The following is an 18313-nucleotide window of genomic DNA, read 5'->3' on the forward strand; positions in this document are numbered from 1 at the left end:
GTAAGTTTAATAATCATATAACTACTCACCGCTCACTATTCACCACTCACATTACCACTACCACCATCATTGGCTCTTTGTAGTTTTTTAAGCATCTCGGTACCTATAAGGGCATCAATCATACCATTACCACCGCCTTCTTTACCATTCACCAATATTTCTGGTACCAGTTTAATACCAGCCGCGGCAAGGGCTTCGGCTACACGCACTATGGCGTATTGTTCGGTACCCATGGCTTCGGTTTTTTGCTTGGTAACTTCGGCTTCGGCCATACCTATGGCTTTAATTTTAGCACCTTCGGCCACACCGTTTACCTCGGTAGCATTCGCATCGGCCTTGGCGTTCACGGTTTTGGCTTCGGCATCGGCCTTGGCTATCGTGATCCTTACTTCGGCATCCGCGGTAGCGTTAATAGTTTTGGCCTGTGCTTCACCACGTGACGCGGCAACCCTTGAAGCGGCCATTTGCGTGTTGATCTCAACCTGGCGGGTTGATTTTACAACCTCCGGTTGCATATCGGCACCGGCACGGGCGCTTTCAAATTCCTTACGTTCAATTTGCGCATGGCGTTGTATCTCGTAAGTAACTTTCTCCTGCTCGGCTATTTTACGGTCGGTTAAAGTTTTCATCAAAGCGGCTGGCGGCACTATGTCACCAATCAGGGTGTCCACTCCTATAACGTTATACGTTTGCAGCACGGTGCTAATATGTGCCTTGGCATCATTTTGCCTTTCTATACGGTTGGCCAAAAAGCCGATAACATCACTTTTTTGAGCCGAGTTACGGAAGTAGTTGGCAATAGTAGGCTCCAGCACCTGCGATACCAGGTTTTTCATTTTACCAAAACGGGCAATCACCTTTGGCGCTTCGTTACGTGGTACGTGTATGATCTGTGACACATCCAGGTTGAAGGTAAAACCATCGCTTGAACGTACAGTAATTGTACACAGGTTTTTATCCAGTTCATGCGCTTCGGTACGGCTATCGGCCCAGTTCAATACAATGTTGGTTGTTGGTACAATTTCAACCGCGTGAGTATAAATGTTCACCGGGTGTTTACCTGGGTCAAGCGGTTCGTCCCAAACACCTTTTTCGTTCCGTTTTACAATATTACCGTGTTTAAAGGCATCACCGCTGGTATCCTTGCCTTCGGGGCCAACAAAGGAGTTTACCACACCTACATAACCAATAGGTATGTAAATCATATCAACCTGTTCAACCAATACAAACCATGGGTTAAGGTAATAAGTACCAGCCAGTATCACATCCTCCTGCAAGCCTTTGCGGCCGCCTGCGTTAATAAACGCGATGGGGTCCTGGTAGTTTTTATGCCCCTCAACCGAGTAACCGGCAATTTCGCCTTTGGCCAGTGGCTCGCCATCCAGGGTGGTAATAATACCTACCTTGTTTTCCTGTATCTGGGTAATTGGCACCGTTACAATTTCAAACAAAAAGGTATTGATACGGTAACTACCCGGTGTAAGGAAAGCCGCCTGCGGGCCTTTTTGACCATTATTGTCTAAAAACGCGATGGCATCCTGGAACTTATCGCAGTTTACCGGTTTACCCAATACCCTACCGGTATCAAAAGATGCACCATCCTTTGCCTTTACCAGCCCAAGCTTGTTTTGCTCAATAATGGTAAAGGGTTCCATGGTAATGCCATACTGCCATGGCCACATACCCCAATACAAGCCCGGGGCCAATGCTTTGGCCTGCATACCGGCTTCGCCTGCGGTAGCAATGATTCTACCATCGGGCAAGCGCGATTTGCCTGATAAGGTGAACTTTTTTACCACCAGACCAATACGGTCATCAGGTACTATCACCATACCAAAAAACACCCGCAACACAAACTTGTATAGTACAAGTATTAAAATTACAGGCACAGCATAAAATAACATCACAATTGATTTGTCCATTTTTTTAAAGATTTAGTTTTTAAATATATTGATTTTTTTTACGGGGCCCCTTAAGGTGCGGGGCCCTCAACTCACTTATAGCTTAAACTGGATTGGAGTACCTTGGCTATATAGTGTCATTTAGACAGGTAAAGTAACAGGATGTTACACTTATATTACAAATTATTTTTTAGTTGGGATTTCGTATGTTCGATTTCGGATTTATCCTGATAGATAAACAACTGATTTAATGAGTCTTAAATAATCGAAGAATTATAGAAAGAATATTACAAATCGTTCCCGCTATCAGGCTATTTTCAAAAATTTTTGACTTTTTAATTTTGACTTTTGACTTAACATGGTGTTACCTGCGGCCCGGGCTTTGCACTCATACTACGCAGGCCTTAACCACGTTGGCCGGTATCCGTTTCAACCCCTAACACAAGGATTTGTCTGAACCGGCATTTTCAGGATTAAAGGGTTACGAAGGTTCAAAAATTTCCGTTTCAAAGCCCCCGGTTCAGACAAAAAAATCTTGATGCCGAATAATAGCTGCCCAATACCGCCCAAAACAATTCAATTAATGGCGAGTTAATATAGTAACGCCTTTACTACAAATTCAAAACCACACAATCATGAAAACATCAGCATCAACAGGTAAGGCCAATACTCTTAAAAAAGAAGGCAGCCCCGCAACCCAAAGTACCAAAGAATTGAAAACCGATTTTCCGATGAGCGAAAAGGACGAGATTAAAAAAGCCGAAGACCGCATGCGCAAACGCGCGAAAGTAAATAAGTAAAATAATTTTTGAACCTAATTGCATAGCTTAGCGTAACCAATACAATTATGAAAAAACTAAGCTATTTTTTGATCATCCCTATCCTTTTTTGTATGGCGGCATGTAAGCCGTCATTGAGCGTAAAAGCGCTTACCGGTAAATGGCATTACGCAAAGGTGGCGCATCCTAATGCCAGTCCGCCGGATACTATGAAAACCATGGACCTGGCCGAGGTAGCACCTTATATCCAGTTTTCGCCCGAACGTAAATGGGTTATTGTATGGGGAGGCAAATTCCTGTCGCACGGTACCTATACCCTCAATGGCAGTAACATGAACATGACCGAGGTACTGCCCGATGGCAAAACGCGCGATTTTGTTTTTTATGTTTCAGAACTTACCGATACCAATATCATTTTTGAAAGCATGGGTATAGATGGCTCAAAAGTTACTGCGGTGAAAGCGCCTTAGAGAGTTTGGAGTTGGCAGTTTTGAGTTTTTTAAATGTTGATGCCCCTCATACGGCATCAAAAAGGATCGTCTTTTAATCATGCCTGATGTTTATACCGAAAAATCGAAACACCAGGCATAATCAAACCGCTGTAGGTTTTAGAATAATGTTAAATTGATTACACTAAGCAGTATGCCACTCTTCAACAGTCGTCACATCGGCCTGGCGCGGAAAAACTTTGGTGGTTAGCACGCGGTGTACTTCCTCATCGCTGTCTGCGCAGCAATCGGCCAGCACAGTTAGGCGGTAATCTTTATCTGATGCCTCGCGTAAGGTGGATAGCACTACTCCGCTGGTAGCAATACCGGCAAGCACCAGATGCTGAATGTCATAAGCCCGTAGGATAACTTCCAGATCGCTGCCGGTAAACGCGCTTACCCGCCGTTTAACTACCACCACTTCATCGGCCTGTGGGTTTAAGTCATCATGAACCTTCATAAATTCAGTCATGTTAACGCCTCCGAGCCGCTCCTTAGTGGCGGCGAACATTTTATTATTAACGCTGATTTCTGGCGCACCCTGCCTAAAGCCAACCACTACATAGATGACCGGAATTTTCTGATCGCGCGCTTTAGCAATTGCTTTGGCTGTATTATTCAGGATAGTTGCCGCGTCGGGCAGCATGGCTACAATGCCTGCCTGCATATCCATAATTAAAAGGGCGGTGTTATTTTGTTGTTCCATGAGGTAATTATTTATTGTTGTTTTTAAAATGTTGCTTTAACAGATTGTTCGGATTGCTTTTTATACAATAGTTTGCCAAATACTATGGCTATCAATACCGCCAGCATGCCCTGGCAAAGCATGGTAAGCGGAGCTCCTATTTTTTGCGAAATGTTACCAACCACCAAACTACCCAGCGGCAGCATGCCGAAATATGCCATTGCAACATAGCTCATTACCCTCCCCCGCATATGGGCAGCAGCCTCTGTTTGGATGATGGTAATACTGGCGGCCATAGGCGTGATAGATCCTAAACCAATGATGATGGCAAACGGCAGCGAAATAGGGAACCAGGTAGCGCGTGAAAACAGCATAAGCCCTATGCCCAGCACGGCGATACTGCCCAGCAAAAACGTCCGTAAATCGGCACCTCTTTTGGCCGAAGCCAGGAAAAAAGTACCGCCCAATGCCCCCAACCCTATAGCACCGGTAACGTAACCATAGGTGGCGGCGTTACCTTCAAAAATGGATTTAGCAAAAACCGGCACCAGGGTATCATAAGGTAAAACCAGCAGACTAAGGCACATCAGCAGGATGATAAGCATGCCGATACTACGGGTTTGTTTCAAATAGTGTAAACCTTCGGCAAGTTCGGCAGTAACTTTTTTCTTTACGGTTGGGGCTACAAAAGGGGCAAACTGCATTAAAAGCAGGGATGTCATAACCGCCAAAAAGCTTAGGGCATTAATGATGAAACAAACGCCGGCACCAAATTGCTGCAAAACAATTCCCGATAAAGCCGGGCCAACCAAACGGGCAAGGTTTACCATAGCCGAGTTAAGCGAAATGGCATTAGCCAGATCTTCCTTGTTGTTAACCATTTCATGTACCATAGGCTGCCTTGCGGGTACATCAAAAGCATTGATAATACCTAAAACCGCACCCAACAACAAGATTTCCCAAATAACATAGTGACCACTTAATACCAAAACTGCCAGCAAAATGGCCTGAACCATAGAGGCCGCCTGTGTAACGAGTAAAATGCGGTAACGACTGTAGCGATCTGCCACTACCCCACCTGCCAACGACAGCAGAAAAGAGGGAAACTGCTGTGCAAACATGGCAAGACCTATCATGGCGGCGGAGTGCGTGAGCGAGTAGATAACCCAGATAATAGCGGTGCGCTGCATCCAGGTGCCAATTTGGGAAACAGACTGACCCGCAAAAAATAAAGTATAGTTGCGGTTGCTGAATGCGCGAAATGTATCCCTGGTTCGTTTGTTTTTCATATTTTTCTTTTTGACATTATTTGTCATTTTGTCGAAATTTGATTAAAAAAAATTAAGAATTTAGTCCGTACATAGCCATCCTGGTAAACATATCTACTATAGGCACAACCTTCGCATGGTCATTTTCCAGATCCAGTTCCCTTTTTAACCCGTGCAGACTACTCAACAATACAAGGATAAGCACCTCCAGTTCCGGGGCCTGCATTTTACGCAGTTCGCCCTTGTTTATGCCCTCTGTGAGCAATGCTTCCAATAAAGTGCTTTCCTGCCGGATAATACGGTTATGATGAACAATTTGGGTTTTCTTGAAATTAGATAAAGCATCAGCATCCATCCCTACATCAAGCATTTTAAAAAAAGCTTTTTTTTCGCGGAGTACCTTCAGTTTGGTAAGGAAGAAAGCGTGAAGCTTTTGTTCAACGCCGAATGCCTCTTCAACAGCGCGGGTCATGGCTGCAAACATTTCATCAATTTCTATCATTACAACCGCGTCGAAAATTTCGTCCTTATTTTTATAGTAGTAATAAAGGGAACTGCGGCCTTTGCCAATCGCCTTAGCCACGTCATCCATCGTCACCTTAGCCAAGCCATAAACCTTAAAAAGGCTTTTAGCCGCGGTCAGGATCTGCTGCTGCATTAAATCTTCTTTGGTAAAACCGCCTGACAACATAAGTGGATAAATTCTGATGATACAAAAGTGAATAATATTTGACAATTAAACAAAAAATGTTGAAATGATTTTTATTGACATATGCTTTTGCTTCAATTTATGCCTGTAGCATAGCAATAATATCATCGGTAGTTCCAACCTCTCCTAATCTGGGGAAAATATTCTTGAAGCTGTTATCATGCGCGTCGGCAAGCATATCACTCATGGCATCACTGGCAAAGGCTATGTTGTAACCAAACTCGTTGGCCTGGCGGGCGGTGCCTTCAACACCAATACTTGTGGCTATACCGCCTAATACAATCTGGGTGATGTTTCGTTTTTGCAATTCATTGTGCAGGGCAGTTTCGTAAAATGCGCCCCAGGTGTGTTTGGTGATCCTGATGTCTTCATCCTTCACCTCAATTTCGGGCGTAATATCCAGCCAGTCAGCACCAGGGATAACACCGCCGGCTGGATTGCTATCCTTACGCACGGCAAATGCTTTTGAACCCGCGGGGTTAACGTTTACTAAAACAACGGGCAGTTTCGCTGCCCTAAAAGCGGCTAACAGTTTTGCCGAGTTTGCCAAAACACCTGCAACCGGGTGTGCCAATGGCAATTTTACCACCAGGTTTTGCAGATCTATCAAAACCAAAGCTGTGTTTTTATCAATTGTAGTTATCATATGATGATGTTTTATTTTAGTTATTAAATTCGGGGTTAAGTCGATTCGCCTCCGCAGATTTCGTGTAATTCGATCCAATTTGTGCAATTCGTGTTAACTCAAATTCGTGCAATTCGCCAAAATCCGCGCAATTCGTGTGTATCAGTTTGATGCTAATGCATTTATAGGCGAGTGCTCCAAAGTATCCACGGTAGCTTTTTCCAATGTCTTTTTCTTCAGGAAACGCATATGCAATAACCCGATGACCAGCGCTACTACACCTTCGCCCAAAACGGTATCGGGTACGCCTATTTTTTGCGAGATCCCTCCTACCAACAAACCACCAAGCGGCTGCATGCCAAAAAATGCCATGGCATAAAAGCTAATCACCCTACCACGCATGGCGGGGTCAACCGTGGTTTGAATTAAGGTATTGCTAATAGTAATCTGCGACATCATGCCAAAACCTGTCACGGCCGCAAACAGCAAAGCAAGTGGATAACTTGGCATATGGGAAAATATAACCAGGCCGGCACCAAATACCAGCGTATTGATAGCCAGGATTTTTTTAAGATTATGTCCCGGCTTTAACGATGCCAGGAATATGGCACCCGATAAAGCACCCAGGCCTATCAAGCTATCAATCACCCCAAAAGTAGATGCCGTACCTTTAAAAATATCCTTGGCATAAACCGGGATCAGCGTACTAAATGGCAACACAAACAAACTGATCATGGCCAACATCATCAACACAAACTTTATAGAAGGCGTGTTTTTGATGTAAGCAAAGCCCTCTTTCAGTTCAAAAAAGATGTTGTGGTTGTGTGGTTTTGCTGCAGATTTTGGCAACCTCATCATCAATAGTGAACCAATTACGGCTATGAAACTCGCGGCATTGGCACCAAAACATATCGTATCGCCAAATTTTTCTAAAACCAGGCCGGCAATACCCGGGCCTACCAACCGGGATAAATTTACCATTGACGAGTTTAAGGCCAGCGCATTGGGTAAATCGGCCTTATCATCAACCATTTCATAAACCAGCGATTGCCGGGCCGGCACGTCAAAAGCGTTGATAACGCCCAGCAAGGCGCTCAGGCCAATAATTACCCAAACATTATAATAGCCAAAGAATATGAAGCCGGTAAGTAAAACAGCCTGGATCATAGATGCCGCCTGCGTGGCCAGCAGCAATTTATACCGATCATACCTGTCAGACACCACCCCACCCAAAAACGAAAGTAAAAACGATGGAAACAAACTGGCGAACAACGTAACACCCAATAAAAATTTGGAGTGTGTTTGCGAGTAGATAACCCAGCTTACTGCTGTTTTTTGCATCCAGGTACCAACCAATGATATGGATTGGCCGGTAAAATAAAGCCGGTAGTTACGGCTTTTAAAAGCATTAAATGTGTTAATATTCATTCCTCACCCATCTTCCCCTTCCCTGGGGACTTATTCAAAATTTACAATTTTAGTTAGTGGCCCTATGGCTTTTTTAAGCAGCTCCTGCTCCCCGGCTGTACAGGTGGCCTCAATGGCCTCATTAAGCCAGGCGTTACGTTCGGTACGCACCTGGTAAAGCATTTGGGCACCCGTTTCTGATAGGGTAATGATGGCTTTACGCTTATCCGTTTCAGAAATGCGTCTTTTGATCAATCCGCGCTGTTGCAGGTTAGCCAATATCTGCGACATGCTTTGCGTGGTGATCTTTTCCATAGTAGCAAGCTCATTAGGCAGCAACTCCTTATGCAGGTCGAGCGCCGCGATAACAGACCGTTCAGTTAACGACAGCTTATCGGCCGTTACCGAATGCCTGCGCAGTATCTTAATAAGCCTGGTAACCACGGTGCGTAAATCAACCGCCAGTTGTATATCTTTTTGCTGATCCATTTTATTCATTAAGTAAACTTATAAGTTTACCTTACAAATATAAGCATTGTTTTATCTTTTTATTGTCATAACCTAATTTTAGGGAATACCATCGAGCTCCTGGCTTTCATTATGATCATGTATAAAATTGCATGTTTATTGATTAAATCCGCTTTAAAATATGTCAATTTGCAATATCAGCATGGATAAAAACCACGACATATTAACCCTTGAGGATGTTAAGCTATTGGTTGACACATTTTATAATAAAGTAGCCGAAGATGCGCTGCTTGCTCCCATTTTTGCCGACCGTTTGGGAGACAACTGGTTACCCCACCTGCAAAAAATGTATACCTTTTGGCAAACAGTGTTATTGGAGGAATATACCTACAGTGGCGCACCGTTTCCGCCGCACGCAAAGCTGCCGGTAGATGAAACCCATTTTAACCAATGGCTTAATCTATTTGCAAAAACTATCGACACCTTGTTTACAGGAGTTAAAGCCGACGAAGCCAAGTGGCGGGCTAATAAAATGGCCCAAATGTTTCAACACAAAATAGCCTACTTCAAAAATAACCCGCTGAATATATTGTAACTGCAAATTCGCGGGCAGATATACAGGCCGTTTTTTGTAATTTTACGGCGTGCCGCCTCCCGTAAAAAAAACACCTGCAAAAACCACATCACCTGTAAAGAGGAAATCTGTAGCTAAAAAGAAAGCGCCGGCAGGCACATCATGGGGATGGAAAATAGCATTGGTGGGCCTCCTGCTCATCTTGTTATCTCCCTTTTATTACGGGTATATTTTAAGGTTTGGGAGTGCCACCTGGCGGTGGATCCTGGATATTGGACAGGATACTAATTACCGCACCTATAAAAGCTTTAACGTACGTATCCCGGGCGGTTACACCGTTCATGGCATTGATGTATCATCGTACCAGGGCAAAATAAACTGGCAAAAGGTAAAGGCCATGGAAGAGGATGGCGTAAAGATCAAATTTGCTTTTATCAAAGCCACGGAAGGCATTTTAATGACCGATCCTTATTTTCAGCGCAATTGGCGAGAGGCCCCGAAAGCCGGCATCATTTGCGGGGCTTACCATTTCTTTTTACCCCAGAAAAGTGGCTTATGGCAAGCCCGTTTCTTTTTACAGACCGTTAAAATAGAAAAAGGCGACCTGCCTATGGTGGTTGATGTGGAAAGACTTTACCGCACCACACCCGAAAAGATGCGCGCCCAGCTTACTCTATTTATAAACCAGGTTGAAACAAAAACCGGCGTAAAACCTATTATTTACACCAATATCAGTTTTTACCAGGATTACCTGCAGGGCTATTTTGATGAGTATCCGCTTTGGATAGCCCACTACTATCAACCCAAGCTTAACATCGGCACCAAAACCAACTGGCAGTTTTGGCAACACTCAGATAAGGCCCGCATTAACGGCATTAACCAAAAGGTTGATATGAGCATTTTCAGGGGCGATACCACAGCTTTTGATAAGCTGCTGGTGAAATAGCTGATAAATTCCGGCGCGGAGTGATATCATATCTATAAAACTTTATATTTGGTAAACCATGTATTTGAAAAGTTATTCAGCATTGCTGAATATACAAATCTGACAAAGGAGGAAAGAACCATGTATGATAGCAGTATGAAATATAAATGGGACAATAAGAATGTGCTGGATTATGCTGTATCAACAGCAGAAGCAAAGGGGCGACATGAAGAAGCCCTTGCTATTGCTTGTGAAATGAAAAAAGATGGGCTATCTATTACTCAAATAGCAAAATTTACAAAACTATCAGTTGAAGAAATAGAAAAGCTTTAACCTGTTAAGATATCTTATAACAACAAAGCCTCCATCACAGGAGGCTTTGTTGTTCAGGGCAAACGCATCTAAATAATTAATGGTTAGCTGTTATTTAATGATAGCTAACGGAATAAGCGTATGCCATCGGGAAGATATAAGCATCAAACGATACCCTGCTTTTATTGCCCGGTCCTGGTTAAATGATCCACGTATGGAAGGGACTTATATTGACCAACAACAGGCACAAATATTTGGATGCGCCTAAATTGCGCGATACATCATTTTTGTGTTAACCATGTAAAAATGCAAATAATTTATTATTAGATATTTAAATGGTATTTTATCTGAAATATGTTAAGTTATGTTAACCCAATTAGATGCGTTTTCCCTGCTTTGTTGTTATATAAAATTAATTTAATCTCTGCCTTAAAGCACCTAAATTAATCTTCTTTATTGATCCTGCCAGATCCGGTATATCTTGCCTCGGCTATTACGGCATTACCGCTATAGTTGATACCACCAGAACCTGTAATGTGGCCCGAGATGCTCTTCTCGGCAATGATATCAACACCGCCCGAACCTGTAATGCTTGCATTGGTAGTTTGGGTGCGTAATGATTTACCAGAGATATTCCCTGAGCCCGAAATACGCAGATCGGCCAAACCGGTGCTGCCTTCAATATTAATAGAACCCGATCCAGTTACTTTGGCATCCAGTGTATTTGATTTAACAGCTACATCCATATTGCCAGATCCGCTTAGCCTTACGCCTACGTTATCGCCGGTTAGTACACCATCCAGGTCAACACTCCCCGAGCCACTATTGGCCAGCCCGCGAAGCGATTTCGCGGTTATGTAGATATCGGCTTTTTTGATGTTACGGTTCCACGAAAAATGGTTTCTGAATTCAATTCTGAGCGTACCATCAACTACCTCGGTTTTAATATCCTTTAAAACATCGGCATCTACATCAAGCTTTAAACTTTCGGTACCATTTACTTTAATGTGTACATTAAACGGACCGCCGGATTCAATTTTATTAAAGCCCGAAACGGCTCTGCTTTCCTGGGCCATGCTATTAAAGGTCATCAATGCAAACGCCAATGCCAGTAAAATGAATGCTTTTCTTTTCATGATTTGGTTGTTTTATAAAAAGACGCCACAGGTAATTAAATAGTTGCACCGGTGGGTAATTAATCCCTTGAACAAGCTAACATATTACCAGTAGCACAACACTCTATTTTAATCCTGGGCAAATATAGTGACCATCTTATTTGTCTTTTTTGAGAACGCGATCCCTAAGGTGGTTTCGTAACCAATGTTATAGCTAAAACTAATAGCAGTAGGGTCCGCCTTAATATCGGCCCAGTTTTGTTTATCCGTAGCGTCGGGGTCGTCAAAGCTATCTTCTATTTTTTCGTCTTTAGCTATCGCCGGTTTAAAAAAATTGCTTTTATCAAAAAAATGCGCCATTCGCACCTTTATGCTATCTTCAATTTGTTTATTGTTGGATAATTCTGAATCTCCTAATAAATCTGTCGACCAAGATTCCTCTTTATAAATCTGTTTGTTATTATGGTCATGTATGGCAATGATGATGCCGCCCTTCGATATACTTTCACCATAAAGTGCTATGCTGAAATGATCTTTAAATACCGTATCAGAAAACAACTCAATGGCAATGATGATGCCGCCCTTCGATATACTTTCACCATAAAGTGCTATGCTGAAATGATCTTTAAATACCGTATCAGAAAACAACTCATTTGCAGAGTAGCTAAGCAATTTCTTTGTAGTATCAATTATTAAAGTATCTGGTTTTATTTTTAAAGTTGGTTTGTTCAAAAGCACCATTTCGGCCTTTTTAACTGACGTATCGTGCCCGGAGACATTCTTATGAGATGATTTAGCTTTGTTGGTACATGCCGCGCTAAACAGTGCGAGCAAGGCAATAAGATAAATAGGTTTCATCATAAAATTATGGTACATATATACAAAAAAAGCTCCGCATTTTCATGCGAAGCTTTCTTGCTTTTATCTGAACCGGGATTGAACAGATTTATTAGATTTAGCAAGATTTTGATTTGCAAGTCTCGTATTCCTTCATTTTCAAATTCTCAAATCATCAAATTTTCAAATCAAAGAATCATCTGCACATCTGAAATCCGCACATCTGCACATCTACCTATGTTTACTTCCCATGTAAAAAGTGATCTCGCCGCCGTTCATAATGTCAGCATGGCTGATTGTAAGGCCGGTTAGTGGTTTGCCATTCAGTACCATCTTTTGTACATATACGTTCTTCGCGCTTTGGTTCTTTACGTTGATGGTAAACGTTTTGCCATTATCCAGGTTGATCGTCGCGCCATCTACCGCGGGGCTTCCCGTGGAGTATTGGTCTGAGCCCGGTGCTACCGGGTAAAAGCCCAGTGAACTAAAGATGTACCAGGCACTCATCTGGCCCGTATCGTCATTACCACCCAGTCCATCCGATGTCGGTTTATACATTCTTGGCAATATCATCCTGATCCTTTCCTGGGTTTTCCAGGGCTGGTCTGTCCAGTTGTACAAATAGGCTACATGGTGCGATGGTTCGTTGCCATGTACATAGTTACCGATAATACCATCTCTTGTAATGTCTTCTGTTTCGGCAAAGTATTTATCCGGCAGGTTCATCGTGAACAGTGAATCCAGGTACCTGGTGAACCTTTTGTTGCCACCCATCAGCTGGATAAGGCTTTTTGGGTCCTGTGGTGCAAACAGGGTATAGTTCCAGCTGTTGCCTTCTATGAATCCTTCATTGATCGTCGTCAGCGGATCGAAACCTTTCCTGAATTCGCCGTTAGCCAGTTTCGGGCGCATGAATCCTACTTTAGGATCATATACGTTTTTATAGTTTGCCGATCTATTCATAAAAGTTTCGTAAACATCCATCCGGTTCAGCTTTTTGGCCAGTTGGGCGATAGACCAGTCGTCAAAGGCGTATTCCAGTGTTGATGATACCGACACGCCGCTTTTTTCATCGGGGATATAGCCATGGTCCATGTATTCGCCTATGCCTTCATAGTCTCTATGAGTGGCTGTGGCTATACAGGCATCCAGTGCTTTGTTGGCTGTGTTGATATCGGTTATCGTGCCTTTTACAACCGCGTCGGCCAATACGGCTACGCTATGGTAACCGCTCATACACCAGTTTTCATTACCCGAGTTCGACCAGATGGGCAGCATATGCTCCGGGCTTTGCTCATAGTGCGCCAGCATGCTTTGTACCATATCGGCATTCCTTTTTGGTTCTATGATATTGAACAGCGGGTGCAGGGCCCGGTAGGTATCCCAAAGCGAGAAGGTGGTGTAATTGGTAAAACCTTCGGCTTTGTGTACGTTTTGGTCTATTCCTTTGTACTGGCCGTCGGCATCCATGTAGATGGTCGGGTTGATCATCGTATGGTACATGGAGGTGTAAAAATTTTCCTTTGTTTCCTGGTTCCCTTTGATCTCTATTTTATGCAATTCGGTTTCCCATTGCTGCTGGCCATCGTTCTTTACTTTATCAAAGTCCCAGCCGGGGATCTCGGTTTGCATATTGTTCATCGCCCCGGCCATGCTTACCGGCGAAATAGCGAATTTGATTTTTATTTTTTCGCCTTCTTCGGTTTTAAAATCGAAGTACGCGCGGATCTGTTTGCCTGCTATTTCGGGGAAGTTCTCGGTTTTGTTGAATTTGCCCCAGAAACCGCCGTATACTTCTCTTTTATCGTACTTTTTATAGCCGTGTTTGAAGAAAGCTTTATTGAAGCTCATGGCAAAGTACAGGGTTCTGGTACGTGCCCAGCCATTGGTTTGGCGGAAACCCATCACCGTACTATCGTTTACTACCCTCAAATACGTCCATACGTTTTTATCGGGGTAGTTATAGATGCCGGCCATCAGGTCTAATATGATATGCGACTGGTCTGATTTAGGAAAAGTATATTGATGAAAGCCTACTCTTGCCGTGGTGGTCATTTCGGCCAGGATGTTATGGTCATCCAGTTTTACTTTGTAGTAGTTGGCCTGGCTTAGCTCGTTCTGGTGCGAGAACGCTGATCTGTAGCCGCTGCCGGGTTTATCGGCCGTACCGGGGTTCAGCTGCAGGGTACCTGTGGTGGGCATGATCAGAAAGTCGCCCAGATCCGAGTGCCCCGTGCCGCTGAAGTGGGTATGGCTGAAGCCGACTATCGTTTTATCTTCGTACTGGTAGCCCGCGCAGTATTTGTATACATCGGGGTTATACCTACCATTCAGCTCGTAGCTGGCTGTATCCGTTTCGGGGCTCAATTGTACCATCCCGAAGGGGACTGTTGCTCCAGGGTATACGTGACCCATACGCGCTGTCCCGATGATAGGGTGAACGTATTGGACCAATTTCTCGGACGAAGCCGTTTGCGCATGAAGGGAAACTGCCGGACTTAAAAGTAATGCAAAAAGAAATTTCTTCATTTTTTCTGTAAAGAGAGCCAATTATTATATAGCTGGATTGGCAGCATAAGCAGTCCAAAGTTCATCAACTGTTTTACCGGTTTCCTTTTTCCAGCTATCATCTGTAAAAGTGTGATCACGTAATTGCTTGTCGAAAGTTTTTACCAGGTCTTTTTTATAATTTTTCTCAACCCAAATTAAAAAACGGGCGGTAACACGGTAAGCGTTATCATAATTCTGTGTAGATTTAAATTCAGGTAATGTCCAATGCGCACCTGGGTTATCAACACCAAATTTGTTACGGGCGTAATCTGCAATACCCTCAGTTAACCACCCTGGCCCGGCACCATTACCATAATCTTGTACAATGTGCATTACCTCGTGGGTAACTACATCAATATCTTTAGGATGTTTGGTCATGTATTTTGAGCTGAATTTTACTACACCGCCACCTGTTTCGGCCACGCCGCCATAGGCCGTATCAATTAAAAAAGTCACCTCTTTTAATGTCTTTTTGTTGTACTCTTTCTCCAGTTTAGGGTACACCTCAAAAAAGGTTTCTTCCAGTTTGGCAATCTCGGCCTTATCAAATGCCGCGTCCTGGTTAATAACGGTTAGTTTGTAACCTTTTTTGCTGATCACCTCGGTACTCTGAGCATGGCCAACGGCACAAAATGCAAAAACTCCAATTACGCCCAGAAAAATCATTTTCTTCATTGTTTTATGTATATAGTTATTTGTTAATAATAATGTAGTAACGTTTTAATCTTGTTTAATCTAACCCGGTAATTTAACCCTAATCTGATTTTTAATAGGTAACGCCCGGAAAATTTTTTTTTGCCTGTGCCAATTGCGTAGCCCAGCTATTGCCCTGTTCATCTTTATCGCCAAAGGCAGTTAACGCCAAAGGCGCTAAATCGGCTCCCGCGGCGCCACTCCAAAAGTGTATAAATTCGCCCATATTTAAGTCTCTTGAGTATTCGGGGTAATTTTGCACTCCGTTATTAAACGTGTGTTTGGGGAAGTATTTTGCTAACAACGTAAAAAAGTTGTTTAGTGCTTTTGTTTGTCCGTGTTGGGTATAGATAGGTAAAAACCAATCCCTATACCAATGCGTACCTGCCCGGGGAAAATCATCAGAGGTTGATAATTTCAGGTTGCTCCAGCGTACTGCGTCATCATTACGGCCAAGACCTAAGTAAACGTCGTACTGATATATTTCCATCCATTTACTATCGTGCCAAATAACAAAAGCCGGCGAACCATGTACACCTTTTGATGCGCCCTCAACGATGTGGCCAATTTCATGTGTTGACAGGTCGATATCATTACCTGTGCCAGCTGTCCATGCATTAGGATCGTTAGAACCACAATCTGTTAGGTTATGATAATCATGACTGGCATCCATATACGTTGATGGGTGCCCGCCACCATATTTGCCGGCGTGATAAATCACGTACAGGCGTGAGTCATTACCAAATTTGCCGTATGTTTTTTTTGTATAGTCCCAGGCCTGGGCCATATAGGTTTTAGGCCATGTGATACCGGCTCTCATATCGTTATCATAATAAACAACTACGCTTGTATCGTAAAATACCCGATTAAGCAACTGCACATGTTCAAACCAATGTTCTTTCCAGGTTGCCATCGGGGCACTTGGGTCAATATTTACTCCAGGTGTTTTAGGCAGGGTAGTTGTTTTTTTGCTGCATGCTGCCATTAGTGTCAGCAAGCAAGCTACGTAGATCACTTTTTTCATAATAGGTAAATCGAAAGATAATTTAAAACGGGGCAACCCATTACTGTTTAAACCGGCTTTTAAATAAAAAGCCCATAACAAAACCATGCGGCTTTATTATGGGCTGCTTTTATATTACCAACCTGGGTTTTGAACCATGTTGTTGTTTTTCAACACCTCATCGTTAGGTACCGGAAACAGGTAATCGCGTTGTTTTCTGAATACCCGGGTTTCCAAAAGCGTTTTATTATAGAAGGTATTATCGCTTTTGGTCATGTCCATACCATAGAAAGGACCAGCATCAGTAGTTTCGGCTATTTTCCATCTGCGTGTGTCAAAATAACGCACGTTTTCAAAAGCAAGTTCCACACGGCGCTCGTTACGTATTGCAGCACGCATAGCTACTTGTCCAGCCGGAATTGGGATACCACCCGCACCATACTGTGGCACATCAGCACGTTTACGTATCAGGTTTAAATAAGTAACTATATCAGCATTGCCGGGGTCTGATTCGTTAAGCGCTTCGGCATAATCAAGGTAGATATTTGCTAACCTTAACATAATAGCGCCTCTTGCATTATCGCTTGTAGTTACATCTTTACGTATAACATAACCGGTAGGGGTTACATCTGATGTACTTTGCGACCTGCCTGAATTACCATTAAAAGTAAAATCGGTAATAAGTGTTGAACCCGACACCTGGTTTAACCAATAACTGCCAGTGTAGGTAATGCCGACGTAAAAACGGGGCTCGCGACCTACCCATTGGTTATAAGTATTCCTGGCGGCTACATCAAATGGTGCTTTAAAGCTTGAAAAACCAGTTGAAATATAACCCGATGCTGGATCGCTAATAGGCAAACCATTGGCCATAAAATAGGCATCAACCATAGTTTGTGTTGCGCCCAATGCGCCACCGCCCTGGTTAGAGCCATCCGGAGAAGCTGCGCCAACATGTTTAGGTGTACGATCATACTGGGTATAACTTCCGCTATTAGATCTGGCGAAAATCCATTCGCTATTCCAGTTTGCCAATACTACGTTTTTGCAAGATTTATAAGCTGCAATAAAAGGGTCGGCATCTGTTTCCTGGTAAAGCTGGTAAGTTGTAGGCACAAAAGTACTGATGAATTCTTTAGCAGCGGCGGCGGCGGCAGTCCATTTGGCAACATCAACAGTTTGGCTTATTAACGCCGTGCCATCATGATTTTTTAATGATGCAAAATCTGTATTACCATTATAAAGCGGACTGGCTTTAAGTAATAAAGCCTCTACTTTATAGGCCTTACAAATACCACTTGTAATCCTTCCGTATTGCGCGTTATTTGTAGGAGTCGCGTTTAAATCCGCGGCGGCTCCATCCAGTTCGGTAACTACATAATCAATCCCCTGGTCAAATGGCGTACGGGCCAGCCTCAGGTCTGTTATCGGCGCGTTAACATCAAGCACCTTATCGCCAATTATCGGCACTGGCCCATAGGTGCGTAGCAACCAATAGTAATATAATGCACGTAGGCCACGTGCTTCGGCTTTGTAGGTCTTTTTCGTGTTGGCATCCACCTCGGCAGGATTGGCACTATCAATATTCTGCATAAAGTAAGTAGCGTTGCGAATAGCTACATAATAGTTATTCCAATATAATGCCACGTCGCCATCGGTATTGCTCCAGGTACTGGCGTTCATGTTATTACTGTAATTGAAATCCCAATTGTATTTGGCTTCGTCGGACGATGCTGTCCAAGGGCCAGAGTTACCTGTTCCGTTATAACGTTGCGTTAACTCATCAGGGATGGCGCTGTAAATGTTGGCCAAAAAGTTATCGGTATTGTTCCTGGATGTAAAGATCTTATCCACGGTGATCGCGTCATCGGGCACCTGGCTCAAATATTTTTTGCATGAGCCCACGCTTAACGCCAGCACGCACAAACCTATATATGTTATTTTTTTCATGTTGTTTTTATTATACGTTTTTAC

General features: G+C 43.3%; 17 protein-coding genes and 1 pseudogene. 5 read left to right on the forward strand and 13 right to left on the reverse strand.

Going from position 1 to position 18313, the window contains the following annotated elements:
- Positions 1-35: 35 nt before the first annotated feature.
- A complete protein-coding gene (locus FHS10_RS17375; RefSeq protein WP_259092880.1) occupies positions 36-1922 on the reverse strand; it encodes an SPFH domain-containing protein in 1887 nt (628 codons plus the stop codon).
- 614 nt (positions 1923-2536) lie between these two features.
- Here FHS10_RS17375 and FHS10_RS17380 point away from each other — a divergent pair.
- Positions 2537-2701 carry a hypothetical protein gene (locus FHS10_RS17380; RefSeq protein WP_259092881.1) on the forward strand — a complete coding sequence of 55 codons (165 nt, stop codon included), beginning with the start codon at positions 2537-2539 and terminating at the stop codon, positions 2699-2701.
- Between the two features lie 47 nt (positions 2702-2748).
- Positions 2749-3150: a hypothetical protein gene (locus tag FHS10_RS17385; protein ID WP_259092883.1), complete on the forward strand. Its 402-nt coding sequence runs from the start codon at positions 2749-2751 to the stop codon at positions 3148-3150.
- 163 nt (positions 3151-3313) lie between these two features.
- Here FHS10_RS17385 and FHS10_RS17390 read toward each other — a convergent pair whose 3' ends face one another.
- The 6 genes from FHS10_RS17390 to FHS10_RS17415 form a co-directional block, all read right to left on the reverse strand.
- Entirely contained in the window at positions 3314-3874 is a 561-nt protein-coding gene (locus FHS10_RS17390; RefSeq protein WP_259092884.1) for a cysteine hydrolase family protein, read from the reverse strand.
- Positions 3875-3897: 23 nt separating this feature from the next.
- The gene (locus FHS10_RS17395) at positions 3898-5142 is read right to left on the reverse strand and encodes an MFS transporter (RefSeq protein WP_259092886.1); all 1245 of its coding nucleotides are present in this window, start codon (positions 5140-5142) and stop codon (positions 3898-3900) included.
- Between the two features lie 52 nt (positions 5143-5194).
- Positions 5195-5812: a TetR/AcrR family transcriptional regulator gene (locus FHS10_RS17400; protein ID WP_259092887.1), complete on the reverse strand. Its 618-nt coding sequence runs from the start codon at positions 5810-5812 to the stop codon at positions 5195-5197.
- A gap of 97 nt (positions 5813-5909) precedes the next feature.
- Complete coding sequence (locus FHS10_RS17405) at positions 5910-6476, reverse strand: isochorismatase family protein (RefSeq protein ID WP_259092889.1); 567 nt, start codon at positions 6474-6476, stop codon at positions 5910-5912.
- A gap of 141 nt (positions 6477-6617) precedes the next feature.
- Positions 6618-7883 (reverse strand): MFS transporter, encoded by a 1266-nt coding sequence (locus tag FHS10_RS17410; protein WP_259092891.1) that lies wholly within the window; start codon positions 7881-7883, stop codon positions 6618-6620.
- Between the two features lie 30 nt (positions 7884-7913).
- Complete coding sequence (locus FHS10_RS17415) at positions 7914-8360, reverse strand: MarR family winged helix-turn-helix transcriptional regulator (protein ID WP_259092894.1); 447 nt, start codon at positions 8358-8360, stop codon at positions 7914-7916.
- A gap of 172 nt (positions 8361-8532) precedes the next feature.
- On the opposite strand from FHS10_RS17415, the gene FHS10_RS17420 reads away from it, so the two are divergent.
- The 3 genes and pseudogenes from FHS10_RS17420 to FHS10_RS17430 all read left to right on the forward strand — a co-directional run.
- Positions 8533-8925, forward strand: coding sequence for a group III truncated hemoglobin (locus tag FHS10_RS17420; protein ID WP_259092896.1), 393 nt, complete (start codon positions 8533-8535; stop codon positions 8923-8925).
- A 49-nt stretch (positions 8926-8974) separates the two neighbouring features.
- The gene (locus FHS10_RS17425) at positions 8975-9850 is read left to right on the forward strand and encodes a glycoside hydrolase family 25 protein (protein WP_259092899.1); all 876 of its coding nucleotides are present in this window, start codon (positions 8975-8977) and stop codon (positions 9848-9850) included.
- A gap of 42 nt (positions 9851-9892) precedes the next feature.
- Positions 9893-10162, forward strand: a pseudogene (locus FHS10_RS17430) (PD-(D/E)XK nuclease family transposase); the annotation flags it as partial.
- A 422-nt stretch (positions 10163-10584) separates the two neighbouring features.
- Here FHS10_RS17430 and FHS10_RS17435 read toward each other — a convergent pair.
- The 6 genes from FHS10_RS17435 to FHS10_RS17460 all read right to left on the reverse strand — a co-directional run bounded on the left by FHS10_RS17435 (position 10585) and on the right by FHS10_RS17460 (position 18289).
- Entirely contained in the window at positions 10585-11277 is a 693-nt protein-coding gene (locus tag FHS10_RS17435; RefSeq protein WP_259092903.1) for a head GIN domain-containing protein, read from the reverse strand.
- A gap of 108 nt (positions 11278-11385) precedes the next feature.
- Complete coding sequence (locus tag FHS10_RS17440; RefSeq protein WP_259092906.1) at positions 11386-12117, reverse strand: hypothetical protein; 732 nt, start codon at positions 12115-12117, stop codon at positions 11386-11388.
- A 207-nt stretch (positions 12118-12324) separates the two neighbouring features.
- Complete coding sequence (locus FHS10_RS17445; RefSeq protein ID WP_259092908.1) at positions 12325-14622, reverse strand: GH92 family glycosyl hydrolase; 2298 nt, start codon at positions 14620-14622, stop codon at positions 12325-12327.
- Positions 14623-14646: 24 nt separating this feature from the next.
- A complete protein-coding gene (locus FHS10_RS17450) occupies positions 14647-15318 on the reverse strand; it encodes a basic secretory protein-like protein (RefSeq protein ID WP_259092911.1) in 672 nt (223 codons plus the stop codon).
- A 91-nt stretch (positions 15319-15409) separates the two neighbouring features.
- A complete protein-coding gene (locus tag FHS10_RS17455) occupies positions 15410-16360 on the reverse strand; it encodes a hypothetical protein (protein ID WP_259092912.1) in 951 nt (316 codons plus the stop codon).
- 114 nt (positions 16361-16474) lie between these two features.
- The gene (locus FHS10_RS17460; protein WP_259092914.1) at positions 16475-18289 is read right to left on the reverse strand and encodes a RagB/SusD family nutrient uptake outer membrane protein; all 1815 of its coding nucleotides are present in this window, start codon (positions 18287-18289) and stop codon (positions 16475-16477) included.
- Positions 18290-18313: the final 24 nt, after the last annotated feature.

The sequence above is a fragment of the Mucilaginibacter dorajii genome (assembly GCF_024808255.1).
Classification (GTDB): Bacteria; Bacteroidota; Bacteroidia; order Sphingobacteriales; family Sphingobacteriaceae; genus Mucilaginibacter; species Mucilaginibacter dorajii.

Excerpts from the sequence above, each read along its gene's own strand:
- FHS10_RS17375 (WP_259092880.1), bottom strand. The coding sequence starts at position 1,922 with ATGGACAAATCAATTGTGATGTTATTTTATGCTGTGCCTGTAATTTTA.
- FHS10_RS17380 (WP_259092881.1), top strand. The coding sequence starts at position 2,537 with ATGAAAACATCAGCATCAACAGGTAAGGCCAATACTCTTAAAAAAGAA.
- FHS10_RS17385 (WP_259092883.1), top strand. The coding sequence starts at position 2,749 with ATGAAAAAACTAAGCTATTTTTTGATCATCCCTATCCTTTTTTGTATG.
- FHS10_RS17390 (WP_259092884.1), bottom strand. The coding sequence starts at position 3,874 with ATGGAACAACAAAATAACACCGCCCTTTTAATTATGGATATGCAGGCA.
- FHS10_RS17395 (WP_259092886.1), bottom strand. The coding sequence starts at position 5,142 with ATGAAAAACAAACGAACCAGGGATACATTTCGCGCATTCAGCAACCGC.
- FHS10_RS17400 (WP_259092887.1), bottom strand. The coding sequence starts at position 5,812 with ATGTTGTCAGGCGGTTTTACCAAAGAAGATTTAATGCAGCAGCAGATC.
- FHS10_RS17405 (WP_259092889.1), bottom strand. The coding sequence starts at position 6,476 with ATGATAACTACAATTGATAAAAACACAGCTTTGGTTTTGATAGATCTG.
- FHS10_RS17410 (WP_259092891.1), bottom strand. The coding sequence starts at position 7,883 with ATGAATATTAACACATTTAATGCTTTTAAAAGCCGTAACTACCGGCTT.
- FHS10_RS17415 (WP_259092894.1), bottom strand. The coding sequence starts at position 8,360 with ATGAATAAAATGGATCAGCAAAAAGATATACAACTGGCGGTTGATTTA.
- FHS10_RS17420 (WP_259092896.1), top strand. The coding sequence starts at position 8,533 with ATGGATAAAAACCACGACATATTAACCCTTGAGGATGTTAAGCTATTG.
- FHS10_RS17435 (WP_259092903.1), bottom strand. The coding sequence starts at position 11,277 with ATGAAAAGAAAAGCATTCATTTTACTGGCATTGGCGTTTGCATTGATG.
- FHS10_RS17440 (WP_259092906.1), bottom strand. The coding sequence starts at position 12,117 with ATGATGAAACCTATTTATCTTATTGCCTTGCTCGCACTGTTTAGCGCG.
- FHS10_RS17445 (WP_259092908.1), bottom strand. The coding sequence starts at position 14,622 with ATGAAGAAATTTCTTTTTGCATTACTTTTAAGTCCGGCAGTTTCCCTT.
- FHS10_RS17450 (WP_259092911.1), bottom strand. The coding sequence starts at position 15,318 with ATGAAGAAAATGATTTTTCTGGGCGTAATTGGAGTTTTTGCATTTTGT.
- FHS10_RS17455 (WP_259092912.1), bottom strand. The coding sequence starts at position 16,360 with ATGAAAAAAGTGATCTACGTAGCTTGCTTGCTGACACTAATGGCAGCA.
- FHS10_RS17460 (WP_259092914.1), bottom strand. The coding sequence starts at position 18,289 with ATGAAAAAAATAACATATATAGGTTTGTGCGTGCTGGCGTTAAGCGTG.